At 41.1% G+C, this 24,325-nt stretch carries 23 protein-coding genes and 1 pseudogene; 12 read left to right on the top strand and 12 right to left on the bottom strand.

The features are described 5' to 3' along the window. The first annotated feature begins 328 nt into the window (after positions 1-328). Together R7P36_RS19890 and R7P36_RS19885 are read left to right on the top strand one after the other, a co-directional pair. Positions 329-1,609: a tyrosine-type recombinase/integrase gene (locus R7P36_RS19890; RefSeq protein ID WP_213964228.1), complete on the top strand. Its 1,281-nt coding sequence runs from the start codon at positions 329-331 to the stop codon at positions 1,607-1,609. A gap of 454 nt (positions 1,610-2,063) precedes the next feature. After that, positions 2,064-3,944: a hypothetical protein gene (locus tag R7P36_RS19885; RefSeq protein ID WP_213964227.1), complete on the top strand. Its 1,881-nt coding sequence runs from the start codon at positions 2,064-2,066 to the stop codon at positions 3,942-3,944. 50 nt (positions 3,945-3,994) lie between these two features. Here R7P36_RS19885 and R7P36_RS19880 read toward each other — a convergent pair whose 3' ends face one another. Next, positions 3,995-4,147: a hypothetical protein gene (locus R7P36_RS19880; RefSeq protein ID WP_213964226.1), complete on the bottom strand. Its 153-nt coding sequence runs from the start codon at positions 4,145-4,147 to the stop codon at positions 3,995-3,997. 652 nt (positions 4,148-4,799) lie between these two features. Here R7P36_RS19880 and R7P36_RS19875 point away from each other — a divergent pair. Together R7P36_RS19875 and R7P36_RS19870 are read left to right on the top strand one after the other, a co-directional pair. Next, entirely contained in the window at positions 4,800-5,447 is a 648-nt protein-coding gene (locus tag R7P36_RS19875) for a hypothetical protein (protein ID WP_213964225.1), read from the top strand. A gap of 93 nt (positions 5,448-5,540) precedes the next feature. Continuing rightward, positions 5,541-7,169: a relaxase/mobilization nuclease domain-containing protein gene (locus R7P36_RS19870; protein ID WP_213964224.1), complete on the top strand. Its 1,629-nt coding sequence runs from the start codon at positions 5,541-5,543 to the stop codon at positions 7,167-7,169. A gap of 144 nt (positions 7,170-7,313) precedes the next feature. On the opposite strand, the gene R7P36_RS19865 is transcribed toward R7P36_RS19870, so the two are convergent. The 3 genes and pseudogenes from R7P36_RS19865 to R7P36_RS19855 all read right to left on the bottom strand — a co-directional run bounded on the left by R7P36_RS19865 (position 7,314) and on the right by R7P36_RS19855 (position 9,474). Further along, a complete protein-coding gene (locus tag R7P36_RS19865; RefSeq protein WP_213964223.1) occupies positions 7,314-8,699 on the bottom strand; it encodes a hypothetical protein in 1,386 nt (461 codons plus the stop codon). Positions 8,700-8,856: 157 nt separating this feature from the next. Beyond that, positions 8,857-9,253, bottom strand: a pseudogene (locus R7P36_RS19860) (DDE-type integrase/transposase/recombinase); the annotation flags it as partial. Then, complete coding sequence (locus R7P36_RS19855) at positions 9,229-9,474, bottom strand: transposase (protein ID WP_250155391.1); 246 nt, start codon at positions 9,472-9,474, stop codon at positions 9,229-9,231. The gene R7P36_RS19855 and the pseudogene R7P36_RS19860, both read right to left, overlap by 25 nt. A 311-nt stretch (positions 9,475-9,785) precedes the next feature. On the opposite strand from R7P36_RS19855, the gene R7P36_RS19850 reads away from it, so the two are divergent. After that, a complete protein-coding gene (locus tag R7P36_RS19850) occupies positions 9,786-10,625 on the top strand; it encodes a hypothetical protein (protein ID WP_213964220.1) in 840 nt (279 codons plus the stop codon). A 356-nt stretch (positions 10,626-10,981) separates the two neighbouring features. Here the strand turns inward: R7P36_RS19850 and R7P36_RS19845 are convergent, their stop codons facing one another. Next, positions 10,982-11,194, bottom strand: coding sequence for a hypothetical protein (locus tag R7P36_RS19845; protein WP_213964219.1), 213 nt, complete (start codon positions 11,192-11,194; stop codon positions 10,982-10,984). Positions 11,195-11,424: 230 nt separating this feature from the next. On the opposite strand from R7P36_RS19845, the gene R7P36_RS19840 reads away from it, so the two are divergent. Together R7P36_RS19840 and R7P36_RS19835 are read left to right on the top strand one after the other, a co-directional pair. Beyond that, positions 11,425-12,036 carry a peroxidase gene (locus R7P36_RS19840; RefSeq protein WP_213964218.1) on the top strand — a complete coding sequence of 204 codons (612 nt, stop codon included), beginning with the start codon at positions 11,425-11,427 and terminating at the stop codon, positions 12,034-12,036. Positions 12,037-12,041: 5 nt separating this feature from the next. After that, on the top strand, positions 12,042-13,169 hold the full coding sequence (locus R7P36_RS19835; RefSeq protein WP_167419340.1) for a helix-turn-helix domain-containing protein: 1,128 nt from the start codon (positions 12,042-12,044) through the stop codon (positions 13,167-13,169). A 55-nt stretch (positions 13,170-13,224) separates the two neighbouring features. Here the strand turns inward: R7P36_RS19835 and R7P36_RS19830 are convergent, their stop codons facing one another. After that, a complete protein-coding gene (locus tag R7P36_RS19830) occupies positions 13,225-13,686 on the bottom strand; it encodes a hypothetical protein (RefSeq protein WP_250155388.1) in 462 nt (153 codons plus the stop codon). Between the two features lie 187 nt (positions 13,687-13,873). Between R7P36_RS19830 and R7P36_RS19825 the strand changes: the two genes are divergently transcribed. The 4 genes from R7P36_RS19825 to R7P36_RS19810 all read left to right on the top strand — a co-directional run bounded on the left by R7P36_RS19825 (position 13,874) and on the right by R7P36_RS19810 (position 18,342). After that, positions 13,874-14,281 carry a LexA family protein gene (locus R7P36_RS19825; protein ID WP_213964216.1) on the top strand — a complete coding sequence of 136 codons (408 nt, stop codon included), beginning with the start codon at positions 13,874-13,876 and terminating at the stop codon, positions 14,279-14,281. Then, a complete protein-coding gene (locus R7P36_RS19820; RefSeq protein WP_213964215.1) occupies positions 14,281-15,537 on the top strand; it encodes a Y-family DNA polymerase in 1,257 nt (418 codons plus the stop codon). The genes R7P36_RS19825 and R7P36_RS19820 overlap by 1 nt, the downstream gene beginning before the upstream one ends. A gap of 232 nt (positions 15,538-15,769) precedes the next feature. Beyond that, the gene (locus R7P36_RS19815) at positions 15,770-17,335 is read left to right on the top strand and encodes an ATP-dependent nuclease (RefSeq protein ID WP_213964214.1); all 1,566 of its coding nucleotides are present in this window, start codon (positions 15,770-15,772) and stop codon (positions 17,333-17,335) included. Continuing rightward, entirely contained in the window at positions 17,320-18,342 is a 1,023-nt protein-coding gene (locus R7P36_RS19810; protein WP_213964213.1) for an AAA family ATPase, read from the top strand. Before R7P36_RS19815 ends, R7P36_RS19810 begins: the two co-directional genes overlap by 16 nt. Before the next feature lie 101 nt (positions 18,343-18,443). On the opposite strand, the gene R7P36_RS19805 is transcribed toward R7P36_RS19810, so the two are convergent. The 6 genes from R7P36_RS19805 to xseA form a co-directional block, all read right to left on the bottom strand. Next, complete coding sequence (locus tag R7P36_RS19805) at positions 18,444-19,178, bottom strand: NYN domain-containing protein (RefSeq protein ID WP_213964212.1); 735 nt, start codon at positions 19,176-19,178, stop codon at positions 18,444-18,446. Between the two features lie 288 nt (positions 19,179-19,466). Then, complete coding sequence (locus tag R7P36_RS19800) at positions 19,467-19,736, bottom strand: hypothetical protein (RefSeq protein WP_213964211.1); 270 nt, start codon at positions 19,734-19,736, stop codon at positions 19,467-19,469. Between the two features lie 8 nt (positions 19,737-19,744). Then, on the bottom strand, positions 19,745-20,182 hold the full coding sequence (locus R7P36_RS19795) for an AAA family ATPase (RefSeq protein ID WP_213964210.1): 438 nt from the start codon (positions 20,180-20,182) through the stop codon (positions 19,745-19,747). Between the two features lie 87 nt (positions 20,183-20,269). After that, complete coding sequence (locus R7P36_RS19790) at positions 20,270-20,908, bottom strand: hypothetical protein (RefSeq protein ID WP_318122285.1); 639 nt, start codon at positions 20,906-20,908, stop codon at positions 20,270-20,272. Positions 20,909-21,588: 680 nt separating this feature from the next. Continuing rightward, positions 21,589-21,798: an exodeoxyribonuclease VII small subunit gene (xseB, locus tag R7P36_RS19785; protein ID WP_213964208.1), complete on the bottom strand. Its 210-nt coding sequence runs from the start codon at positions 21,796-21,798 to the stop codon at positions 21,589-21,591. Next, complete coding sequence (xseA, locus tag R7P36_RS19780; RefSeq protein WP_213964207.1) at positions 21,782-23,527, bottom strand: exodeoxyribonuclease VII large subunit; 1,746 nt, start codon at positions 23,525-23,527, stop codon at positions 21,782-21,784. The genes xseB and xseA overlap by 17 nt, the downstream gene beginning before the upstream one ends. 466 nt (positions 23,528-23,993) lie before the next feature. On the opposite strand from xseA, the gene R7P36_RS19775 reads away from it, so the two are divergent. After that, complete coding sequence (locus R7P36_RS19775) at positions 23,994-24,260, top strand: hypothetical protein (RefSeq protein ID WP_318122284.1); 267 nt, start codon at positions 23,994-23,996, stop codon at positions 24,258-24,260. Positions 24,261-24,325: the final 65 nt, after the last annotated feature.

The following is a 24,325-nucleotide window of genomic DNA, read 5'->3' as shown; positions in this document are numbered from 1 at the left end:
TTGTAGATAGAGTGGCAATTACAGCCAAAAACCTAAAAACGACAAAGCCCCGATAACTCAAAGAGTTATCGGGGCTTTTGAATAAATGGCACGCCCTATTGGATTCGAACCAATGACCACATCCTTAGAAGTGATATTCTCTAACAATTACCCTTGATTACAAAAGATTAAACAACCCTTTTATTACAACAACTTAAAGAAAAATCAGCTAATTTACGATTACTTTAGGTTACATAAAACTACACTAACCTACTTCCTTACTTGACTAGTTACTAGACTAACTTTACTGTTAGTCAAGTAACTACTACTTCGAGATTTCGGTAAACATATGCTTACGGTCAAAGAAATAAAGGGATTAAAACCTAAAAAAACTCCTTACTACACATGGGACAAATCTGGGGAAAGAGGGAAAGGTCGCCTTGGTGTACAAGTTATGCCTTCAGGATCAGTCAACTTCAAATTTCGCTACTTCAAAGATTCCAAGCCCATATTCATACAATTAGGTAAGATGCCAGGAATGAGCCTCGCTTTAGCTCGTGACCTTTGTAAAGAGTACGGCGACCTATTGTCCCAGGGTATAGATCCAAAAGATGAGCTTGAAAAGCGTGCTAGAGAAAAGTCTCAAAAAGAGCGTGAAGCGAATGAAATTGGCAGCTTTGAGCAATTAATCACGCTACATGCAGAACACAAGAAAACAGAGGGAAAGCGAACTTACCAAGATGAAATGAAAAAGATTGTTGATAACGTATTTCCTTATCTGGATATCAAGCGAAAGGCTAAGGATTTTAAAGCCGAAGACTTTATCCATATCCTTTCCATTCCTATCGAATCAGGGCATGCAGCTAAAAGCAACAAGATACGCTCAATCCTTCACGCTGCTTTCAATTTTGGTCGTTTCTATGACAATGATCCTGCATACAAAAACCGTAACACAAAGTTTGGAATTTCAGGGAATCCGATTGCAGACATACCGAAACAGACATGGGCAGAAAAAGCTGGTACACATTTCTTAAGCTGGGAGGAAGTCGAAAAACTACTCTGGGATATGGATCATCGATATGAAGATCTTGATTTAGCTTTTCAAACCCGCCAAGCCATCAAACTATGCTTTCATCTAGGTGGTCAACGACCATACGAAGTCGTAACACTTGAATGGAGTGACATAAATTTCAAGGATAAGTATCTCACCGTGCAACCAGAAAACTTCAAAACGAACATTCCTCACGTAATTCCTTTAACCAGAACAACGATTGAAATCCTTCATGAGTTAAAGAATAACGCAAAACAAGATAGTCCTTACGTTTTCTACAAGAAGACAGCTCCCCGTGAGCACATGCCTACTAATTCGATTGCTCAAGCGTTGCTAACTTATAAGTCCCGAACAAAGGAAATTAGGCCATTCATTGGCAGAGACTTCCGTAGAACCGTAAAAACTCTTGGTGCCACAATAAAGTTGTCCAAAGAAATTCGAGATCGCATACAAGGTCACGCTTTTTCTGACGTCTCGTCTAAGCACTATGATATGTACGAATACCTCGACGAGAAAAGAGAAGGTTTGGAAGTTTGGGAAGCAGAACTTAATGAGCGCCTAGGCAAGTTTACGCAATAACCAAAATAGAGCTGGCGACCACCCCATAGGCTAGATCACCTCCTAAACTGGATTAGCCTGAACTCAATCTGTCAGTTGTAACACTACGATTTAATTTAATCAGTTATGACAGATTGATCTATCGAATCTCTGCGCCACTCCGAGTATCTCACTCGATATTCCGATACATTGAGGTCAAAAATGCCTCAGTGTTTTTCATTAGTATTGGCCTGAGGTGTTGCTTTGAAGGCTCGAAAATAAGTCTTTGATAAGCTTGAACATTTGCTGCCAGCTCTCTTCTTATCAGTGACATAAACTAGTATTCGAAATACTGTCAATCACCACATCAAAACCGTGGTTCATGTATAGAAAACAGCCAAAACCCTCATCTATCGTAATGTCAAACCCGATAAGCTGTAGTATATTGCTTTCTATACAATTTTCAGCTATCGCTTTACCCTTGGTATCAGTATTTATGAACTCAGTTGAACCTCGCCAACTTCAGACCGAAGAACAAAATCAGTTTTTAGAAAAAATCTTCTTAATCAAAGAGGAACTACCTTCAGAGTGTTTAACTCAACACCACCGATTAGACGAATACAAAGAAGACTTTTCTCACGCTATTAGCTACTTTAACCAACCTAAGCGAGTAGCTTTCATTGGTGACATCGGCAAAGGAAAAACAACTGCGATCTGTAAATCATTTGGCTTGTACCGAGATTCAGAAACAGCAAAACCTGACCTACTGCTGAGCAGCTCATCTGGTCGAACTACGATCTGTGAGGTCGAAATAGTATTTGACCAAAAACATACAGCAATTGAAATTGAAGCTCACGACGACACTGAGGTGCTAGAACTACTCTCTGACTACTCAAAGTCCCTATTCGAAAAGGCTAAGCCCAAAGGCGATGAAGAAGCCGTCGTGCAAAGCATAAACTCCAGTTTCTCTCTCAGTGTAGAAATAGAAAGAGCACTGAAAAACATGCTCAAGCTCACTGGTGCCATAAAAAATGAAAGTGGTAGACGAATTCAAAAAGATGTTGTCTTTGCCAAAGATTTTTCTCGCGAAGTCGACCTTTACAATGAATTTATAGAAAGAATCATGCTACAGGAAAGAACCCAAGTCCAACTACTACCAAGTAGTAGCGATGACGAATTTGAATGGGTTCAATCCACTTTCAAGAACCTGAATGTTGGTAAAATTGACTCTGTAGGTCTTCCTAAGAAGATCACTGTCTACATTAGTAAAGGGTTAAGCCTAAACTACAACGTTGTAGATACCAAAGGTCTTGACGGCACAGTTAAACGTGCTGACATTAGTAGATGTATTGAGAACCATGCCACATTGAGCATTATTTGTTCAAGCTTCAACGATGCGCCTAATCAGTCCATGCGTTCCATTATCGAAGCTATGATTGAGACTGGGCAGTCAGACAAAATTTACGACGAAACCATTCTCCTTGTTTTAGATCAAGCAACAGAAGCAGAGAACGTTCTTGATGAAGACGGTGAGCCAGTAGACTGCAAAATCGAAGGTCGTGACATAAGACATGACCACATATTAAACGACCTTGAACAAAAGTACGGCTTAGATGCTGATAGAATCTCTGTAGTCTTTTATGACTCTTATACAGACAATCCAGAAGCGCTTCACGATGCTATTAAAAGAAAGCTTGAATCACTAGATGCCAAGTATAGTGACAGGATACAACAAATCCAAAACGGGGTATCTGACTTAGTTGAAGAGCTCAACTCAAAATCTTTTGATGAAGCCAAAGAACAACTACTAAACATCTTTAAGGCATGGTTTAAAGATGCTGAAAATTTTACTTCATCGGTAAGCCCAATTTTCCCTTACCTAAAAACTGAAATAAATAGTGCTAAGTCTGTTCAATACATTCGCGCAAGTGTTAATAGAGATGGTCGATACTACAACTTAAACATGTATGAGATCCTTAACCATCACGCAAAAGCTGAAATAAACAGAAATAAAAAGAAACTATATAAAGATTTTGATGCATTGATTAAAAGCTGTATGGCTAACCCTGAGCTTAAACCTGTGCACAATGTCGTCAAACAAATGTCACAAATTGCCAATCGTACACGTGACTATGAACTGGCCTATGTGGGTGAGCTGGCGAGTGATCACTACAATGAACACCTTCGTGGTGCGACTAGCATGTGGAGCAATGCAGCCTCACAGTGGGGAAAAGGTAGTGGTTATAAAGGGCGCGTTATAAACATCATCTCTGACTGGTTTAACAACCAACATTATGGTGTATTTGAAACCAAATTGAAAAAGGCTTCAGATAAACGTTGGAGTAAGTTCTTGTCTAGCCTAAAAGGCATTCTATAGCAACGAGGGTGACATAATTCTGTGTCACCCAACTTTCAAAGTTCAACGTACTAATTTTTGGCTTTCACTATACTATCTATGGAATCAGCAGGTTTCTCTTTGCGAACCTGCCTTGCTGCCGCATTGACAGCTTGTGCAAAGGATTCAGCTAACTCAGGTGTATAAACCTTACTACCTTTGCGCTGTTTTACTTTATCTGCCATACCTCTCCCACATAACCGCTACTTCAACTCGACAAGTTCGACGAAGTCGGCCAACATACTTACATAATCAACCTTAAGCATAATGGTATTTCCTCTCCGACTCAATCAATTTGGTTCGATTCGTTAATTATTTACTTAATCAATCCAAGACAAGAAACCACTACACCATACCTTTTAAAATGTAATAAGTTGACTAACTCTAATTTTATATTATACGAAAAGTAAGTTATTCCAACATATTCCCATTATAAGCAATTTATTATTGAACAATCCAACGATACATAATTTACTTTATACAACACAAATTAAATTATTCCCTAAAAAGTCAAATTATACTCAATATTAATTTTCATATCAGTTGAACAAATATCATATAACGAATTAAAATATAGAACAGGAACTCTCTGTTTATTCCCACCAATAAACTTTGACACTGCACTCCTTGAGTGCAAGCATGAGAATAATCACCATGGTTCCACTAAATTAAAAAACACGGAAACAAGCCAGTACTAATTATTTCTCGTTCCTCGAAATTAATTAGCAGCTTGTCCTGCGGAGCTTCCTCGCTAGCGCTGCGGTGCTCGAACCTTACGGTTCTGCGCTCGTCGCTCCGCTCCTAGTACCACTAATAAAAATAATAAAGGTAACCAGTATGAGTATTTTTGATCTAAGTATCAGAGAAAGACTAGAAAAAATGAGCAAAGCTGAACTTATTGAACAACGTCAGCTTGTGTTCGAAGCACGGGGCGTGTATCGCCATCTGCGAGACTCTGAAGAAAAGCTTCAAGCCTTAGAGTTTATTGAACACTACCTCAATAAACCTAACCGTGGTAGGCCACGAAAACCAGCAGAATCCAAATGCAGTGAACAAGTCAAAATAAATATAACCCCGCAAGAAAAAACTGAACTCGAATTCCGCCAAACGAGGCTAGGATACAAACACCTTTCCACCTACATGCGCGATATCACTCTTAACCTTATGCCAGATCTGCAAGTTAGTTCGATTGAAAGGCCCGAATTTGATGAAGAATTTCTGGAATCAATATATGAAGACATCCAGTTCTCAAGCGTTCAACTGATGCATGCCTTGCAAGAAAATGTGTTAGATAAAGAAACAGTAAACCTCATCATCGAATACCTATCACTAATTCAACAAAAACTTGCTGAGCGTGAACAACAAGAGCTGGGTGAATACAACTCAGATTTCGCTTTGATGCTCGCTAATAGGCACTTGACCCAAGAGCAGCTTCAAAAACTCGCTGACTTTAAAGAGCTGCGTGAAGAAGCAACTTACATGTAAACCTGTGGGCGACTATGTCGCTCCCTTCCGACCTCGTCGGGTCGAACTTATCGATTCTACATCACCACATAACAATTATTAAAAGGTGTACTTATGGCTATTCACAAGATATTCAAAACTAAAACGCCAAGCAAAAAACAATCTATTGAAGACCAGTCTGCTGCAACTACCAACTACGCGGCGGGCACAACCAAAGATCTAGAGCAATGCGTGTGCGTCGAATACGCTTCTGGCAAGATCAAACCCCACGAAGAAAACGACATCATCAGTGAAAAAACAGAATTTCTGATGGCTCACAATATCTCCTCACCATTTCCAACCTTAAAAACACCCCACCTTAAAACCCATGAGATGGATTGGTCTGAAATCGGACGCGAGATAGCGAGCTATAAAAGTAAAACTGGCATGCAGAAACCCACCAGCCACCGAATGATATCCCTTCAAATAGGCGAGCAGCTTAGCCGTAAACAATGGCGAAAACTCGTTAAAAAGTACATGCGCAGGATGGGGCTTCATAACACAAAATATATAGTGTTCATTCATCACGACACTGCACATAGCCACATCCACATCAACTGCGGCACCGTAGACGTAAAAACAAAAAAAGTCGTCAATGAATGGCAAAACCACCCTGAAGCCACGAAAGTTATGCGTGAAATTGAAAATGAATTTGGACTCGGCAGCGTCGCTAACCCAGGCGATAAGTTTAACCACAGTGTTGAGAACACTAAACTAAAGCCCATTCACATCACACCAAACAAGAAAACTAAAGGAGGTGATAAAGCCCAGATACGACGCAAGTTAGACTTTGTACTTGAGCAAAATAGGCTTCTTGATGTCACCCCCACCCTTCCAGTTTTTCTTGAGCAGCTAGAAGCTGTTGGTGTGCAAGTTAGGCTTAGCTACAAATCTCAAGCTGACAAGCTCCCCAACGGTATGTCTTATCGCCTGAGTAAGCCCAACAAAACACAAAACAAGACTAGCAGGCCAACCCTGTACTTCCCTTCTTCAAAGATGGGACACTGTAATGCATATTCCCTAAATAATCTCCTGAATAACGGTCGATTCACAATGAGCGAATGTAACAGTCAAAGCCTTAAACAGTTAAACATGCGAGAATCTAAACGTGTTTATGCCATTGTCAAAGACCCAATCCAGACGATTGATACTGAGCAAGGTCATCTTCTGAGTAACGATGATCGCTACTGCAATGTGGTGCTTAGCTTCAGAGATAAAGACTTCACAAAAATCAATAAAGCGGTCAAGTATTCTCGCCTCCAAACTTACCTTCAACTATACAATGAGGGAGGTTCAAGGGAGTATGATTCCAAGCTTCATGGTTTTGTCTTCAGAGTCAGAATTAACAAAATGTGGCACAAAGAAAGCTACAGCCAGCCTTGGTTCAACTCCCCCCAAATGACTCGAGATGAATACACCGCACTAGTCAATCAACGTCTGGCAGAGCTGTTAATTGAGTTCATAGAAACATTACTCCGCATGTTGGGGTTTGGCTCCCCACATATTGATGTAGAAAGCCATCTTGGAGATTACAAAGAGCAACCAGGCTTCCAGTTAAAGAGCAACGACGGACTAAACAACGTCCACACCATCCCCCAGCTTCTCAGTGCCATACAAGATGCAAACGCAAGCCGACATATCAGGCGCTACTTAGAGATACGCGAGGAGCAAGAGCTAGATTTAACCTTAGAAAGAACATTCTAGCTTACTTTTTAGTCAACTCATGATCACAACTAACTGAGTTGGAAACTAAGGGTATCAAAAGGAACAGACATCCTGGTACAGCCTATAACTAAGATGGAAACAGTACAATCAAATGGATTACCATAAACTGATTGTCACTACAGTTTATGGCAACAAGTTATCTATAATCTTATTAAATTTTTCTTGATCTCTACCATACTCGATTAAGTCATCAAAAATTATATTCAGCCAGGTTGCTTCCTCATCAGAAAGAGTGCGAAATTCGGTGTAACCATCACCTGAATCATAAGGCTTTTCTTGAAACAGTCCATGTAATAACCTCTCTATCCGTATTGCATTACCCGCACCGACGATCGCTACTCGCAAGCCATTTACATTTGTTTCGTGTGCTTGAGATACCTCTTTAACTCTTTTCTGACAACGCCTCTCTAATGTAACGCCAATTTTCCAATTGCCACTATCATCTTGCCATGTATAAACAGTATCGCTCGAGCGATTGGAGCACTTAGGACAGGGCGCGGAAAATCTTTTGACATCGCGAGGTAAGATGAGCCATTCATACAAACATTCATCATTGGTACAACGGTGAAGCACCTTTGTTTCCGTATTTTCATATTCACCAATTACTGTAAGATCTTGGCGTCTTGACTCGACATATGCGACATATTCATCATGAGACATTTTATTACTAGTCGCAGCGGCAATAGCTTTTTTAACACCACATTCAGGACAGCCCTTACCCGCTTTAAGACCTGTTGCTATAGCGTCCCACTTTCGACCACATTCTGCTATAAGGCACTTACATTCAACTTTTGCCTTAGCTGTCGTATATATCCCTAAAATTTCAATGTTAGGGTTAATTTCCTTTACTTGAGCTAAAAATTGCTCATGAGGGATACGACTCGCCTTGTTTCGTTGTCGCTTAGCCACTTTTTCACATTCAGGACAGCCCTTACCTGATTTTATATTCGAAGGACGAGCAAGCCATTTATGGCGACAGCTCTCCACCAAACACTGATGATCGATTTCGATGTGATTGGATACATAAGTACCAACGACCTTCACCTTTGGATTGATCTTGCAAACAATCTTTTCATAGTCTTCTTGGCTATGTAACCTTTTTGAACTGTACTTCACAATTCCGCATTTTGGGCAACCTGTTCCACTATCTTTAATCGAATTAGGAGTAGCATACCATTCATTCTTACAATCAGCTTTGTTACATCGATGCAGTATCTTGGTGCTATTTGTTACGTAATCCTCTAAGTTAGTCAGCTCTGGTCGATTATCCCGCAGGTATTGTGCGTAGACCTCTGGCGACTGCCTTTGAGAACACCGTCTACACCCCTGTTGCTTGAATACTTTCTCTGGAGTAACCATCCACTCATCATTACCACAATGGCATACGTGAAGTGTTTTGGTCTTTGAGTTCACATACTCACCGATAAGCTTAACACCAGGGCGCTCTTGCTTAAGTCTATCCTTATATTTATTTTCATATGGATTGGCTTTTTTACTACTTAAATTCATTTTCTTAACCAAAATAACCCCATAAAATACATGCACTTAATAATATCGAAAAATAATAGTTCAGAAAAGTTACTTGTTAAATGGCCTTGCGAAGACAAAACGATCAACTCATATCGTAAATGCACCATGAATCGCTCAGCCTCCTGTAGACCAGCGTCTAGTTGTAAATTCCAAGCTTTTCATACACCAGTGGAGGCATATTCTCAGCGTTGCTGTGCTTACGTTTAGAGTTATAAAACATCTCGATGTAATCGAAGATATCTGAACATGCTCTTTCTCTCGTTTGGTAGATCTTTTGCTTAATCCGTTCACGTTTTAGAAGCTGGAAGAAGATTTCCGCTACAGCATTCTCATGACCGTTTCGCCTGCGAATCGCTCGGTATCAGGTTACGCTCTTTAAGAAACGCCTGCCATTCATAGCCCGTGAATTGACTTCCCTGATCAGAATGGATTAGCACTATACTTTTTGGCTTTCGACGCCATACCGCTACAAGAAGTGCTTGTGTTACCAGCTCTTCCACCCTTGAACTTATTGACCGACCGACCACGGCTCTCTTCTCCGAGCTTCCTGCTCATTCATTTGCTGATAATGCTTACTGTCTGAACCGTACTTCTTCATCCAGTTATAGAGGCTATTAGTGAAGACCCACAGGCGCTTTGACACACTTGCTACAGTGTAGCCTTGTTCGGTGACTTGCTTAACGGCTTGGATTTTAAATTCGTCGTAAAGTACAGTAATAACGCTATAAGGTGAATATGTCGCTTTTTTGGTCAAGTCAGTTTCCAATTTAGTTATCGGCTTCCAACTCAGTTATCACAGTTTCCAACTTGGTTATCTGTGAACAACTTACCATGGATTTTAACCCGAATAATAAATTGACTAAATTTCTTTTTTCAATATAAGTTAATTGATTACTAGAAACGCTAAAATAGATTAATCATTAACTTAGTAATCTAATAAAAAAAATAAACATAAATCCATGCCAAACATATAAATTATGTCAAATAACTTTTTATTGCACATAGAAAAATAAGCATTTACTATTTTATTACCCTTACTAATAAATATAATAAAAAGGATAACTTATGCTCAGTGTAATTGAAGCTAATAAAATCATTTCCGACATGAGAGAAAAGAACGCGAACACGGAAAACACTAAGGTCTGGTATCAACTTCGTCTTCCAAATGATAATGGCAAGTCTATATCAGTAAGAGGAACTGTTATTGATAACGATTCAGTAGCCTCATCTGAGGTAATCTTCCAAATCCCACTAGATACAGCTACCAAGATACCACGCTCAAAGTACGACATAGAGCGCAGATACGCCACAGAGCACTTTCAACCAAGCATCATGTCTCTAAAGGACAGCTACTTCGAGAAAATTCAGGTGTATTTCAATCTTGCAGTTAAAGAAAACCTCGAACGCGTGGCAAACATTGAGCGAGGGACTGTTACTCTCGAAAATGGCGATAACGTCCATCAATTTGCATCCCCAATTCATCATTTGTGCGAAACAATTGGTCAGATCGAGCGTGTTGATGGCAGTCGCACTATTGAATCAAGAGGATTAGAGCTAAAAGCGGATGAAGCCGAGGACATTCAGCAAGCTTTGGCTCGTCTAGAATCAATATTGTCGAATATGGGGTACGGCTGCAAAAGCTTTAATGTGGAAAAGTACCAAAATGACGAGATCGCCAAGTTCATGGATAACAAATACGACATGGGGCGAATGATTGGAGGCCTAGATAAGCTTGAGAAGCAATCTAAGTTCGAACAAGACTGCTTAGCCCGTTTCACTAACTGCGATGAAAATTTATTGACGCCGCTTTCAGAGAACGCTACATCCAACACCACATCTCGCGTTAGAGCAACCTTTGAGGCTTTAAGGGGAAGAAACGTAAAAGTAGTCAAAAGGCCCAAGTAGTACAATTCATGGGGCCTTTGGAGGCCCCTATTGAATATGGAGCTCAAGTCGTCTTATAAACTCAATAACATCAACGCTCATAAGAAATGTGAAGATATTGTGCATGAGCATATCCATGCTAAACACTGATCGCGATCCAGATCATTTCTTATCTCAAGTTGATTTCCGACAATTTGGTAAAAGTATTTTTTCTGTCAGATCAATAATCTTCTATTTGATTAGCTTACTAATAAATGTTGCAGGAAAAAAGTCTGTAATATTGCTGAAAAGCTAGATTGCCGAGTTAGTACAGTGCGGTGTTTAAAAATACCATGAGGTAATGTCAAGGATTCCATTCCCTGAGATGGTGATGTGTATTAGTCCAAGTTATTATCTTTACTTGGGTCTGGGTTTGATACTGGTGTTTTTACGCCGTTGATTTTTCTTATATGGTACTTGGAGTATTTACCACTCTCAATCTTCTTAACAAACTGACTTCTAGTCATATTTTCGCCAGAATAGTTATCACGAAACTTGGTATTTCTTCCACTGCTCGACTCTTGAGTGGTGGTTACACGTTTTCTTCCCATAATGTCACCTCTGGGTTTAGTTGATGATGTAAAGCCTGTCTATAATAACAGTACTCGACTGTTAACAAAACGCTTTCACTTAACTTTTTAGGTTTAATTTTACTTTATCACCTCCCGTTTACTTAACCTTCATTGATTGACAAATTTAAAAAAACGCAAGATAATTGGCGTGTATTTCACCAAACACCCATCAAGGGGCTACACAAATCTTCATAAGGAACAGTTTTACAATGAAGCAACCGTGGGAACACAATCCAGCACTATCGCAAGACCGCATTAAACAGCTTGCTTCTCTAATGAGGGAAGTACGAGACTCGGTAATTGATTTACATGATGATGTTTTAGGGGACTCGGCAAGGTCAACAGGTCTTCGAGCATACGAGTGCTGTAGAAATCAGATTATCAAAGCATCTAAAGACCAGCACGATTGGGCTTGGTTGGGAGTAGTTAAGGATGATGGTCGATTCACCTTTTCTATTGAATCTGTTCCTGTGCGCTTGTACCGTGGTAAGCCAAGTTGTCCTGAAGAGCGGAGATTGATCCCTTGTATCGAAGCTCTAAGCCAAATGAGTTTGCTTGATGCAGAAGTAGGTAAGGCTGCATCGATTCTTTGGTTTTTTGCAATTGAAGTTGATGAACTCCGTTATGTAGAACGAGTAACCTTTACTGGTTTTTTAGATGGAGTTCAGGTGTCGTGTTGGGAAATTCCATTGGATGAAAAAGTTTCTGCTTTAAGCTCTGTTGATGTTGAGTTGCCCGAGCCTGTTGTAACCCAGAAAGCTTCTGTTTCCATTAAAGCAAAAGAGAATAAGGCTCCCAAAGATGGAGCCAGTAATGGTTAGTAATTATGTCTGTAACATTTTATGGCGAGCGGTTGCGATTAGCCCGCTTGCTTAAGGGTTGTACGTTACAAGAACTGGGGGATGCTGTGGCTGTTACACGTCAAAGTATCCACCAATACGAGAGTGATGTTAGAGCTCCTGCTGATGACGTAGCAAACGCATTGGCTGAGTTTTTGAAAGTGTCACCTGAGTTTTTTAGCATGCCGCTTTCTGGTGATGTTAAGCCTGAACAGTGTCATTTTCGGAAGCGTCAAACAACTCCCGCAGGAGTTAAAAATCGCGTCCAAGCATACAGCACAATACTTGAACAATTGGTATCTGAACTGCATGAGCATTTGGATTTACCAGAGAACAAGTTCAACTTGGTTGATAACGATAAACTTCCAGAGTTAACACCGCCAGTGATTGAGAAGATTGCAGAAGGTGCACGTGTTAGATGGGGGTTAACTTCGGATGCGCCAATAGATAACATGATTAATGTTGTTGAAAATCAGGGGGCTATTGTTACTTGTTTTGATGGGGTATCTGACAAAGTTGACGCCCTCTCAGTTAACCGAAAGTTTCCGATCATTATTAGAAACACTGCAAAAGAAAGTGTTTGTCGTCTGAGATTCGACATTGCACACGAATGCGGGCATCTGGTCATGCATGACGGTGTCGAAACTGGCTGTAAGCAAACAGAGCGAGAAGCTGATGCTTTTGCCTCTGCTTTTCTTTTCCCTCGAAAGTCATTCGCTCGCGAGTTTCCAGCGTGCCTAGCGGCTAATGGCAGCATCAACTGGAAGGAAGTATATAACCTAAAACTCAGATGGAAAATGAGTGCTAGGGCAATTATTTACAGGGCTCACTTTCTTGGTTTTATTAACGCACAGCAGTATCGGACGGCGAACGTGTGGTTTAGCCAGACTAGGCAAACGCGAAAAGAGAAGTTCGATGATAAGATACCTCTAGAGACCCCTCATGTGTTAGAGGAAGGTCTGCAAGTTCTAAGCGAGCACCTTGGAATTTCCTTTAAAAGGCTGTCGGATAAATTAGGCGTTAGCCCTGAGTTATTGTCAGAAATTACAGGCGTATCATACTCTGAAAACGTGATTGATGACTCAAATGACGTCGTTATCCCTTTTAACTTTTAGGTTGTTTGAAGCCCATCTTCAATGATGGGCTTTCATTCTTTAGGTTCCAGCTTTATCAACCCAAGGTATGCTTAACCTCTTTCTTAGGGATCACTCGATAGTCTCCAAGCTTCCAATCGTCAACAAATACGTCGAATTCGTCTCTACCAAGCAGATCAACTGGACGAGCTGCCAAGTGCTCACTCTGACTAGCTTCTGCCGAAACTAGTGCATCATAAGCTTTTAGATCACCACTGCCCAAAGCTTTCTCTACCAAATAGTAAGGCGCAACCGCCTTGGTCATCAGAACGGTTTTCTCAGCAAACAACCAATAAAGTACATCAACATCATCTCGGCCTGTTCTCAAATCATCAAGGCGTCTCTTGAGCTGCTCGTGTAATTGCATGTTTTCATCGAACTGAAACACGGGATAAAGGTGCCAACCGTTTATTTCTACACGTAGCCCACTTCGACTCCCCTCCTCAACCACCTCATCAGTATAAAACTCAAGCTCATTAAGCAGGTTCTTAATCACCATAAGTCGCCTTTGATCTAAGTTCACCACAACGTTCGTCCTCATAAAGTTTCTACTTTCAGAAACATAGAAACAAACCTTCAAATCGCCAAATTAAATTTGCTTAAACCTTGTGCAGATAGTTCACACTTACTTGCCAAAATGACTTTTCCACATCACAATAATACTGTTTATTTATACAGTATTATTTATGAAAGTTATCCCTATTAGCGCACATGCTGGCATCACAGGATTTGAATCGCCTGCGACCGAGTACACTCAACTATCTCTCGATCTTGATGAGCTTCTAGTTGAGCACCCCAGTGCAACCTTCATTGGTCAGGCATGTGGTGACTCCATGCAAGGGCTTGGCATATTTGATCAAGATTTGCTCATCGTTGATCGACATGTGGATGTCAAACAGAACGACGTTATCGTCGCGAACCTTAATGGTGAGTTTATATGTAAGCAGATTGACATCCATCGCAAGCTACTTCTCTCAGCAAACGATAAGTATCAACCAACCCTGATCACCGACTGTGATTCCTTCTCGTTAGAAGGTGTGGTCATCAGATCCATACGTTGTCATAGACCAAGTCACCTGCTGAGAACAAAGTAATGTATGCCTTAGTCGATGCGAACTCATTTTATTGTAGCGCTGAACAAGTTTTCCGTCCCGACTGGCGCGGTAAGCCTGTCGTCGTTCTTTCCAACAACGACGGGTGTGTGGTAGCAGCAAATCGGCAAGCAAAAGAGGTAGGTATAGAGAAGTTCAAACCATTCTTTCAAGTTAAAGCGCTTTGTGAACAGAAAGGAGTCATTGCCTTATCATCCAATTACGAGTTGTACGCCGACCTCTCATCCAAAATGATGCAAGTAATTGGTCGATTCGCTCCAGAACAACACATCTACAGTATCGATGAATCTTTCCTATCATTTGAGCGTTGTTACCCTGCCATTCCATGCTTGAAAACACATGGAATGAAGTTGAGACGAGCGGTGTGGCGTGAATGCCGCTTACCCGTTTGTGTCGGCTTCGGCTCTACTCTTACACTGGCTAAATTGGCTAACCATGCCGCCAAGAAAACACTACGGTATGGCGGAGTTTGTGTACTCGATAACGAGCAAGAGCGTAAATCCGTATTGTCACAAGTCAGTACTGGTGACGTCTGGGGCGTGGGTAAGAAAATACAAGCTCGTTTGAAGTTCATGGGCATCAACACAGCACTAGAACTCGCTGACTACCCACCAGCGTTAGCTCGAAAAGAATTCAACGTCGAAGTCGAACGCACTATCCGAGAACTCAACGGCCAACCATGTAAAGCTTGGGATCAATCAAGAGCAGACAAAAAGCAAATTTACTCTACGAGAAGCGCAGGTCAGCGAATTACCGACTTAGATTCATTGCGCCAAGCTTTGGCAAAGCATGCTAATATCTCGTCGTCGAAGGCTCGTCAGCAAAATAGCTTGTGTAAAGTGATGTTGTGCTTCGCCAATAGCTCCCCCTTCGATGAGAAGGCTGTAACGCGTAGAGCGGTGCATAGGTTTGCCTACCCTACTTCAGATGTAACACAGGTCACCAAAGCAGCCACTTCACTCGCACAAGAGCTATTTTGTGAAGGCGTTCGCTTCTACAAAATTGGCGTAGGATTGCTGGATTTAACTGATGGAAAGCACGAGCAGTCAGATCTATTTAACGCCATGCCCAACGACCCAAAACTCATGACCGTGTATGATTCGCTGAACCAACGTTACGGTTCAGAAACCTTATTCTTAGGAGCACAAGGAATCGCCCAGAAATGGGACATGCGACGCGAAATGCTAACTCCCCACTACACAACTAAGTGGAAAGACTTGCCAGTTATCAAGTGCTGATAAAGTCATAGTTAATCCTATGGGGTTATGAAGACTTTGCGCATACTCACTATCTATCGTGGCTAGCTCGGAGCTGACCCAAAACGTGTTAGCAACAGGTAAGAAATCCTTACCTGTTGACCCATCTTTGTCCCTTTCAAAGTTGTAACTCGTGATTGCAACTGCATTCTTATCACTATGAAGTCTATACAATATTCTAGCTAGTAATTTCCATCGTTAGGCGAGCACTATAATGACGCATATTTTGAAGGCAAAAATCAAAAACTTTAAGAAATTCCGAGAGTATGAGATCTATTTTGATCCAAAAAGAAACATTCTGGTTGGGGATAATGAAGCAGGAAAGAGCACTATATTAACGGCTATTGAGCTTGTATTGAGTGGCAGTAGAAGCAAGATAGAAAGCTTGGGGATTGAAGCTTTGCTTAATGCCAGTGCTGTTTCAGAATTTCTAGCGGGTGAGAAAAATATAAACCACCTTCCAAGTCTTCATATTGAATTATTTCTAAACGACGCAGATAACCCAGACCTCAACGGCAGAAACAACAGTGATGGAACTTATGCTGACGGGCTTCAATTGATCTGTGAGCCGAACGAAGAGTTAAGCACGGAGATACGGCAAGTTTTGGATGCTGAAGGTGATAACTTTCCATTCGAATTTTACGTCGCCAAGTTTATTACGTTCAGTGGGGACGCATATTCCAGTTATCGGAAGTTTTTGCGCTTTTTGTCTATTGACAGCACTCAAATAAACAACGAGTACGCAAACAGTCAGTATGTAAAAGCCATGTATGAAGCGACCGTGGATCAACCTGTCCGTTACAGTCTAATGAATGAATATAGACAGCAAAAAAATGCCTTCAGGGATACTCAACTAAATGTGATTAATGATGATTTAGAAGGGTACGATTTTGCTATCCGCTCTGGCTCAAAGTTTAATTTGGAAACTGACCTCACCCTCACAGAAGAAGGGATACCCATTGAAAACCGTGGTAAGGGAAAACAATGCTTTATTAAGACCGCATTCGCATTGAGAGAGCGTGATGAAGGCAAGACAATAGATGTCTTATTACTAGAAGAACCTGAGAACCACCTTAGCCACACCAGCATGTATAAGCTAATTGGTCAGGTAGAGAAGGCTCATGATAATCAGGTCATAATTGCTACCCATAGCAGCCTAATCAGCTCAAGGTTAGACTTAAGAAAGTCGATCTTACTGAATAGTGCAGCAACCAAACCTGCTACCCTGACAGACCTCACTAGGGACACTGCTAAGTTTTTTGCTAAAGCCCCTAATCATAACATCCTAGAGCATGTCCTTTCTGAAAAAGTCATTCTTGTTGAGGGTGATGCGGAATATATTCTAATGGAGTGCTTATACGAGCGTACTAAAGGTCATCCACCAAGCGAGGATGGCGTCCACATCATCTCAGTCGGTGGTACTAGCTTTAAACGATATATGGAAGTTTCTAAGCTGCTGAGCATTAGGACAGCGGTGATCCGTGATAATGACAGTGACTATCAGAAAAACTGTATAGATAATTACCATGATTATCAGGCAGACTGCATAGCTGTATGCGCTGACACAGATAACACAAGATCAACTTTTGAAATATGCATGTATCAAGATAATAAAGAAATCTGCGACGACTTGTTCTCAGGAGGAAAGATTCAATTAAAACCGCAAGAGTATATGCTGAAGAACAAAACTACCGCAGCATTTAGGTTACTTGACGAGAAGGCGAATGAAATCACGGTGCCTCCTTACATTAGAGAGGCGATTGAATGGATAAGCGAGTAGTACTAGCAGTCGCAGGATCGGGCAAAACACAACATATAATTGATAAATTGGACATAAATAGTCGTGCGCTGATTGTTACTTACACAGTTAATAATACTACTAATCTTAAGAAACGAATTTTAAACAAGTTTGGGGTCATGCCTAAAGGTGTACGTGTTTATACCTATTTCTCATTTCTCTTATCGTTTTGCGTGCGACCAATAGTTGGTAACGACATGAAGATAAAGGGGGTTAGCTATAGTGAACCACCTAGATTTGCGAAACGCAACACTCATGAGCATTACGCTAGTCAAGGAGACCGACTTTACCACAACCGTATTGCGAAGATGATGATTGATTGTGATGGTGTGTCTGACATTACTAGGCGTATTGAAAAGTACTTTGATTTCTTCTGCGTAGATGAAGTTCAAGATTTCGCAGCTAATGACTTCAACTTGCTTTGTCAGTTGTCGAAAATGGATGTGGAGGTATTATTCGTTGGTGACTTTTTCCAACATACTTTTGATACTAGCCGAGATGGTAATATTCAAAAAAATCTACATAACAACTATGAAGCGTATCTTACCAAGCTCAAAGATGCAGGATACACAATCGACTTAGATACACTTTCCCACAGTCATAGATGTAGCCCAACAGTTTGCAGATTTGTTACCGAGCAAATTGGCATCACAATAAGCTCCCATCGACAAGATGAGGTCAATATTGCTCTAATTGACGATACTGAACAAATTGAGAGGTTATTCTCCGACGATTCCATCGTTAAATTGTTTTTTAAAGAAAGCTACAAGTACGTTGGAAGGACTGACAATTGGGGAAATACAAAAGGCTTGGATGACTTCGCTGACATCTGCATAGTTCTAAACCCGACCACATTTACAGCCTATACAAAAGGGCGATTGGCTACTTTGGCACCATCGACGTTAAATAAGCTATACGTAGCTTGTACAAGAGCTAAAGGTAGTGTGTATTTTGTCTCACAACGTTTGTTAGACGAGTACAAATGTTAAACCAGCGCTGTCTTTTGACCTAAAGGCCGAGTTAGCGCTTTGTACCTAACTTAGTTTTGTCCATTTCCAAGCTACATCCCGAGCGAACAACCAGATCGCACTCACTGCTTACTGCCTTTAGTCACGAGTCTAAATTCCAAACCAGATTGCTTGGATTGACGTGTAGAGTAGCGATTAGGGAACTTGTCGAAAAAGTCAGACAGCTTCTTCAGGCCATAATTACGTGGATCAAAATCGGGCTTCAAACGTTTGAGGTACTGCCCTACTTCACCCAGCTTGGCCCAGCCTGATTCATCACGATAGTTTTGCCATGCTCGGTGCATCAGTTGCCAAATTTCTTTCTCAACACCGTTTATTTGAGTGGACTGCTGAGGAGCTTGCGGGGACTCTTCCTGTTGCTTATCCCCGTTAAGGTTTTCAATGGCGACAAAGTCATCACAAGCATTTTTAAACGATGCGGGTGTCATTGCCTTACCAACCCCTATAACAAACATTTCAGACTCTCTCAGCCTTGTTGCCAGGCTAGTGAAATCACTATCACTTGAGATGAGCGCAAAAGCATCGAACCGTTGGCTGTAAAGGAGATCCATTGCATCAATAATCATGAGTGCGTCAGTGGAGTTCTTGCCTGTGGTGTATGCAAATTGCTGCTTCGCTTGAATAGCAAGCTCATTGAGGGGTTGTTTCCAGTTTTTGAGTTGCTCAGTCGAAAAGTCGCCATATGCACGCTTGACGATGATTTGCCCGTAGCTTGATAGCTCTTCGATAATGGAGCTCAATTTAGAATGTGGCGTGTTCTCAGAATCAATGAGAACAGCAATTTTACGACTTCCCATGTACAGTTTCCTCTTCAATACAAGGGCATACTATCCAAGTCTTTACTCAAATGCCACTGCATGCACATTAAATTGAAAGAGCTAGAATCCCATGAGCTAGCGCCCATGAATCTGTCGACTTATTCAAAGCGGAAGCTTTGGCTAAAGAAAAAGCCACTTTTACTTATCTATATAGAAATGGAACAAGTGGCTCAAACTTTTAATAGGTTCGATTAAGGAGATTCGCTAACTCCGAGCTCTCCATCTCTAATCTAATCGGCTTGGTAGAAGTGATTTCACAGTTAGCTTTTAGTCTGCCTTATTAGTCTGGTTATCTAGGTCTAGCAAATCATTTTCAGCCGTTAACATCACCATGTCCTTCATTAAATCAATTGGAAACTGATGGTCAGAAGAACGGTTTAACATTTCCTGTTGGTAAGTATACCAAGCGTGAGGATGAATTGTCTCGTCCTCAAAATAGCGATAAATGGCTTTAGCTCGTTCTAACCCCGTAAGCCCTCTTGATGCCTTTCTAGCAGCGCGGATGTGCTTGTTGTAAAAATGGTCAATAGTTTTCATGTGGCTCCTTATTGCACTAGTGAAACATTTGAGCGCTGTGAACACTTTGGTGTTTTAAGAGCAAATTGTTCGTATTGCTCTTTCATTCGACAAACAATGTCTTCAGGAACACCATGTACGTTTGGATATTCACCTTTCGCTTCAAGCACTTCTATGTCTAGTTCCAACCCTAGAGATTGGACAACCTTCAAGTAGCCTACAATTTCCCACTTTTTGATGAACGTATTTGCAACTACAACGTCATTCCCAGCAAGTAACAAACGCTTCATCTCCATTTGGCACCACGCGTGTGCGTCCTTGATAAAACGGCGATCATGGCGGTACTCTCCATCTTTATCGACAAAAAACTGGTCAGTTTCAACTAGGGTCGCATCCATGTCGATAGCCATCGTTGTTTTCCCAGAGCCTGGGATACCACGTATTAGCGTAACTTTCTGTCTATTCATTTTATTTACCTTTATTTTAAATTTTTAGTGGTGTAAGAAAGCCAGCCGCACTGCTTTCATGCAGCCAGCTTCCAGTAATTTTTATGACTATTTGATTATCTTGACGTCAAACCGATCGTCTTGATGTATCTCAAGGATCTTTGAAGGTATTTGTAGACGAAGTACAGATTCTTCGTCGAGGATAGTCGCCCAATTCTTTTGCGAGCCACCAGAAGTCGCGTAACCAGAGATGAGCGCGATATCGCTGTCAATACGAGATCCTGAATCACGCCCAAAAGCTCTACAAAGTGGGCGACCTAGGAACTCCATGCCTTTACCATATTCGCGAATTTCTTCGATTGCGGCAATCTCTACCGTGACGGGGCCGCTATTGTATATTTCATCCAGCTCTTCGACCTCATCAGCAACAAAGCCAGGAAATATCCATGCGCCCTGCTCTTTATCCCACGAGCCACCGAGCTTGCGGCACTCTTTAACTAACTGAGAGTTGTAATCGGCCTTGAGCGACACTATGCCCTGCTCTGCTTGAGCCTCCGAACTGGCGCTAAGTTTGTAAATTAAGTCCGTTCCGTACTTAGAGCGTACAGAGATATCTTCTACTGCTAAGCAGTGCTCACCAAGCTCTAAGTTTTCAGAATTTGAATCAATAAGCAGCTTACATTTGCGTTTGCTGTCTGTTTCTGCTGCGAAATATTTGCGGTTTCTTTTTATTATATTGAGAATCATTATTGTTCCTTTTTATTTATTAATCATAGTATTGCATTCCCCTTAATTTTTGTGTTGAAGCTCTAGCGGATTCCCCTACCACTAGAGCTTTGCTAGTTAATCCTGTATGTCAGGACAGACTATCCTTTGTGTGTCACGAGTGATTTTGTAAGCAATATGATCCTTATACTTCTCTAGGTTGTGGATCTCTGTGCTAGATTTTTTTGTCATTGCAAAAAGCCTTTATTTTGTTGTGATCGTTGTATTCTTATTATTTTTTTTGCCTTCAACAGGAATCGTACCCCAAAAGAAATCAACGCTTCAACTCATTGATTTTATTAGAAATATTATAAATAATAATTTTATTGCAGATTATTATTTATAATAGTAAACGAGCGACAAAAATTATTATTATTCAAATAGTTACGATCTAGATGAGTCCATATTTGTGAAGATAAGATCGAAAGGAAGCACGAAAATTAAATTACATTTAATTGATATAGATCAAATTCAGTTATTTAGTAATGAGCTTCTCAATATACAATTGATGTGAAATTGGGAATGGTCGTGCAAATATGTGCTTGGGATTTAGATACTGGAAGCTTTTAAAAAAGTTGTAGGATTGCGTGAATCAGAACCCAATGGCACTGCCCATTTTTGAGTAGAGGTAAAGACTTTAGTAGCCTTTACCTCTGTAAGTTTTACTGGCTAGAGTTTGCCTGCTGCTCTATCTCTTGCAGCATTTTTTCGACTTCTTGAATACGGCTCATACAGTGCTGGTACGCTTGTGTTCCTTGTTTTACCAGTGGAATAATGCGATCAACATCAGGAACGTTTTGCTGAGAAAGCTCCTCTGCTGCTGCTTTAAGCTTTGAGTAATTATCCATGTAACTGCTAGTTTGTTGGTTCATGTTGCACATCCTTCTGGAAAGAATCGTTGGTTACCGTCGCACTGCCATCATGCAATTGGACTGTATACTGTTGATTATTGATAAGTTGTTGAGTGCTTTTAATTACGCGACCTTCATCATCACACATCAGGGCGTAGCCTCTCTCTAAGACTCTCTGAGAGTCATAAGCCTCAATTAATCGCTTGTCATTTCGTACTAAGTCTTGCTGAGTATCCAAAGCCCTCTTAGCGTTCGCAAAGAGGTTATTTCTGTCTTGATTGATTTGATTCTGTTGGCTTTGTACATGCATACGTGCATACATAACTAAAGTACTTGAGGCAGCAAACGTCTGATTGCTGGCAATATGTATCACCGCTTTGGAAGACTGGCTCAGACTGAGCCAAAGTTGACGAGTTTCTTGTTTATGGTTGTGAACCTGATGTTTGGATAACTGCTTTAAGTCGCTGTAGTCCCTTAAGACATTCTGCTTCGCCAACATCACTATCGCAGCACTCGATTGTTTCATAATCTGCTGCTCCGCAAAGGCGGCAGACTTGGCACTAATCAGTGCCTTGTTTGCCTGATGAAACACTTGCTCATGAAGGCGATTAAGCGCAATACGTGATGAATTAAATTTCTGGTTTGCGTTGGAACTAAAGTATTGGAACTGTCGATTAACCAAGCCTCCATTTTCTCTTACTCGGTTTTGGGCTCGCTCGAACAAACGATGACCGAACTGTTCAACGTGATTACGCCAACAGGCTAAAGCGTTACTTTTTCCTTTCTCTATACGTTCACTTTGCTGCGCAATAGACTGTCGCTGATGATTACATAGCGATTGCGCTGAGTTATGCAGCTTAGAGTAATTCGCGCTAACAGACTGCACATTTTGAATTATGGTGAGTTTGATGTGCTCAATGACCTTAGTTGGCGTCGCAAAGGATTGATTAGCAAGTTCATCAAGGATGACCGAGTCCGTGCTGTGCCCGATACCTGTGAAAACAGGGTATGGACAACGGCAAACCAACCGAGCAAGCTTTGCTTCACTAAGTTCGTTAAGACCTGCTTTGTCACCTCCCCCTCGAATCACGCACACGGCATCATAGGCATGTTCATTTTGAACCAGTTCAGTAAACGCCATCTCAATAGCACGTATCCTCGCGTCACCTTGGAATGATGCGTAGAAATAGTCGAACCGACATAAGTCGTGCTGTTCAAGCAAGTGTGCGACACTTCGAAAGTCACTTAAGCCAGCGGCATTTTGCGGAGCAATCACGGCAACCCTTGTAAACTCAGTCGGTGTTCTCAAGCGTTGATTTAACTCTGCTTCGCTCTTTTCGACCAGCCAATTGCGGATCATCTGTAGTTTTAACTCAAATGCCCCAATCGTATAACTGGGATTAATATCTACGATGGTTAAGTTGAGTCCATACTTAGTATGAAACTGAACTTCTACTAAACAAAGAATGCTCAAACCTTCTGCAAATGTCATTTGAGTACTCTTTTCAAACGCATCGATGATAGAGGTTCTATTTGACCAAACAACCGCACGCGCTTGCGATTCCGACCCTCCATCACCGTTATCTGATAACTGCAAATACACATTACCAGAGCGATTTCGATTCACGCTGGTTAAGTCAGCGGTCACCCAATGCCGACCAGGAACACCTCGACGAATGACGTCAGCGACATGATCAAGTAACTTACTGAGGCTTCGCAAACCTATTTGTTGATCCTGGCTTATCAACATGATTATATCCTCAAAAAAGAAGAGCTAAGATAAGACCGTCAATCTCCCAATAACACCGCGGTCTTGGCGATATTGAAACATAGAAATAAATTTCAATTTGAGTAGTGATTTGTACAGATTTTTTCTGTCTGCTTAAAAATCTGTGATCATAATCACCATATCGTATCGTGTTTCTTACTGGTATTAAGAATTCTTAAACTCGCTAAGAATTACTAAGAAGTACCCCATGAACTGCGTTCATGAACCGATCGACTCTCTTCAAAGCGCAGCTTTGGATTAGCCACTTTTCGATATTTATATATAAATGGCGAAAGTGGCCTATTCAGTAAGACTGACTTCAAACTTCCAAATACAACCAATATAAAACCAGTGACATAATCGTCACTCTTACCTCAAAAATCACATCTCAGTCGTATATACCGTTAACATTCAAAGCAATCTATTTTGTTTAAATGCAGGACGCGCTATGAAACTAACCCAAGTTTTAAATCATACAAATCAATTTGAACGCTCAAAGTTCATCAACTGCATAGACAAGCTATGCCAAGACAACAAGGATGACACCGAGTTGGTCAAGCAATTGGATAAAATAGATGGTCAACTTAAAGCGGCCTCTGGCAATGAGATCAAAGAGCTATTCAATCTAGTCAGAAAGCACTTCAAAAAATCACGTAGTAGAACAAGTAGCGACGGGTGGCCCACAGGCATCACTACTGATAAATATCTTAGCTAGGGATGGAAACTGTATCTCTACCATACCGTGGATTGAAAGTCTTTATGCCAAAGAATATGCAGAGA

Source organism: Vibrio sp. 397, assembly GCF_033339395.1.
Classification (GTDB): domain Bacteria; phylum Pseudomonadota; class Gammaproteobacteria; order Enterobacterales; family Vibrionaceae; genus Vibrio; species Vibrio alginolyticus.
This window is presented reverse-complemented; position numbering and strand designations above follow the sequence as displayed.

Coding starts and splice junctions, on each gene's coding strand:
- R7P36_RS19845 (WP_213964219.1), bottom strand. CDS start 11,194: ATGGGAAGAAAACGTGTAACCACCACTCAAGAGTCGAGCAGTGGAAGA.
- R7P36_RS19885 (WP_213964227.1), top strand. CDS start 2,064: ATGAACTCAGTTGAACCTCGCCAACTTCAGACCGAAGAACAAAATCAG.
- R7P36_RS19775 (WP_318122284.1), top strand. CDS start 23,994: ATGAAACTAACCCAAGTTTTAAATCATACAAATCAATTTGAACGCTCA.
- R7P36_RS19830 (WP_250155388.1), bottom strand. CDS start 13,686: ATGGTGATTAAGAACCTGCTTAATGAGCTTGAGTTTTATACTGATGAG.
- R7P36_RS19840 (WP_213964218.1), top strand. CDS start 11,425: ATGAAGCAACCGTGGGAACACAATCCAGCACTATCGCAAGACCGCATT.
- R7P36_RS19815 (WP_213964214.1), top strand. CDS start 15,770: ATGACGCATATTTTGAAGGCAAAAATCAAAAACTTTAAGAAATTCCGA.
- xseA (WP_213964207.1), bottom strand. CDS start 23,527: ATGTTGATAAGCCAGGATCAACAAATAGGTTTGCGAAGCCTCAGTAAG.
- xseB (WP_213964208.1), bottom strand. CDS start 21,798: ATGAACCAACAAACTAGCAGTTACATGGATAATTACTCAAAGCTTAAA.
- R7P36_RS19865 (WP_213964223.1), bottom strand. CDS start 8,699: ATGAATTTAAGTAGTAAAAAAGCCAATCCATATGAAAATAAATATAAG.
- R7P36_RS19880 (WP_213964226.1), bottom strand. CDS start 4,147: ATGGCAGATAAAGTAAAACAGCGCAAAGGTAGTAAGGTTTATACACCT.
- R7P36_RS19790 (WP_318122285.1), bottom strand. CDS start 20,908: ATGATTCTCAATATAATAAAAAGAAACCGCAAATATTTCGCAGCAGAA.
- R7P36_RS19890 (WP_213964228.1), top strand. CDS start 329: ATGCTTACGGTCAAAGAAATAAAGGGATTAAAACCTAAAAAAACTCCT.
- R7P36_RS19795 (WP_213964210.1), bottom strand. CDS start 20,182: ATGAATAGACAGAAAGTTACGCTAATACGTGGTATCCCAGGCTCTGGG.
- R7P36_RS19800 (WP_213964211.1), bottom strand. CDS start 19,736: ATGAAAACTATTGACCATTTTTACAACAAGCACATCCGCGCTGCTAGA.
- R7P36_RS19820 (WP_213964215.1), top strand. CDS start 14,281: ATGTATGCCTTAGTCGATGCGAACTCATTTTATTGTAGCGCTGAACAA.
- R7P36_RS19850 (WP_213964220.1), top strand. CDS start 9,786: ATGCTCAGTGTAATTGAAGCTAATAAAATCATTTCCGACATGAGAGAA.
- R7P36_RS19825 (WP_213964216.1), top strand. CDS start 13,874: ATGAAAGTTATCCCTATTAGCGCACATGCTGGCATCACAGGATTTGAA.
- R7P36_RS19810 (WP_213964213.1), top strand. CDS start 17,320: ATGGATAAGCGAGTAGTACTAGCAGTCGCAGGATCGGGCAAAACACAA.
- R7P36_RS19875 (WP_213964225.1), top strand. CDS start 4,800: ATGAGTATTTTTGATCTAAGTATCAGAGAAAGACTAGAAAAAATGAGC.
- R7P36_RS19805 (WP_213964212.1), bottom strand. CDS start 19,178: ATGGGAAGTCGTAAAATTGCTGTTCTCATTGATTCTGAGAACACGCCA.
- R7P36_RS19870 (WP_213964224.1), top strand. CDS start 5,541: ATGGCTATTCACAAGATATTCAAAACTAAAACGCCAAGCAAAAAACAA.
- R7P36_RS19835 (WP_167419340.1), top strand. CDS start 12,042: ATGTCTGTAACATTTTATGGCGAGCGGTTGCGATTAGCCCGCTTGCTT.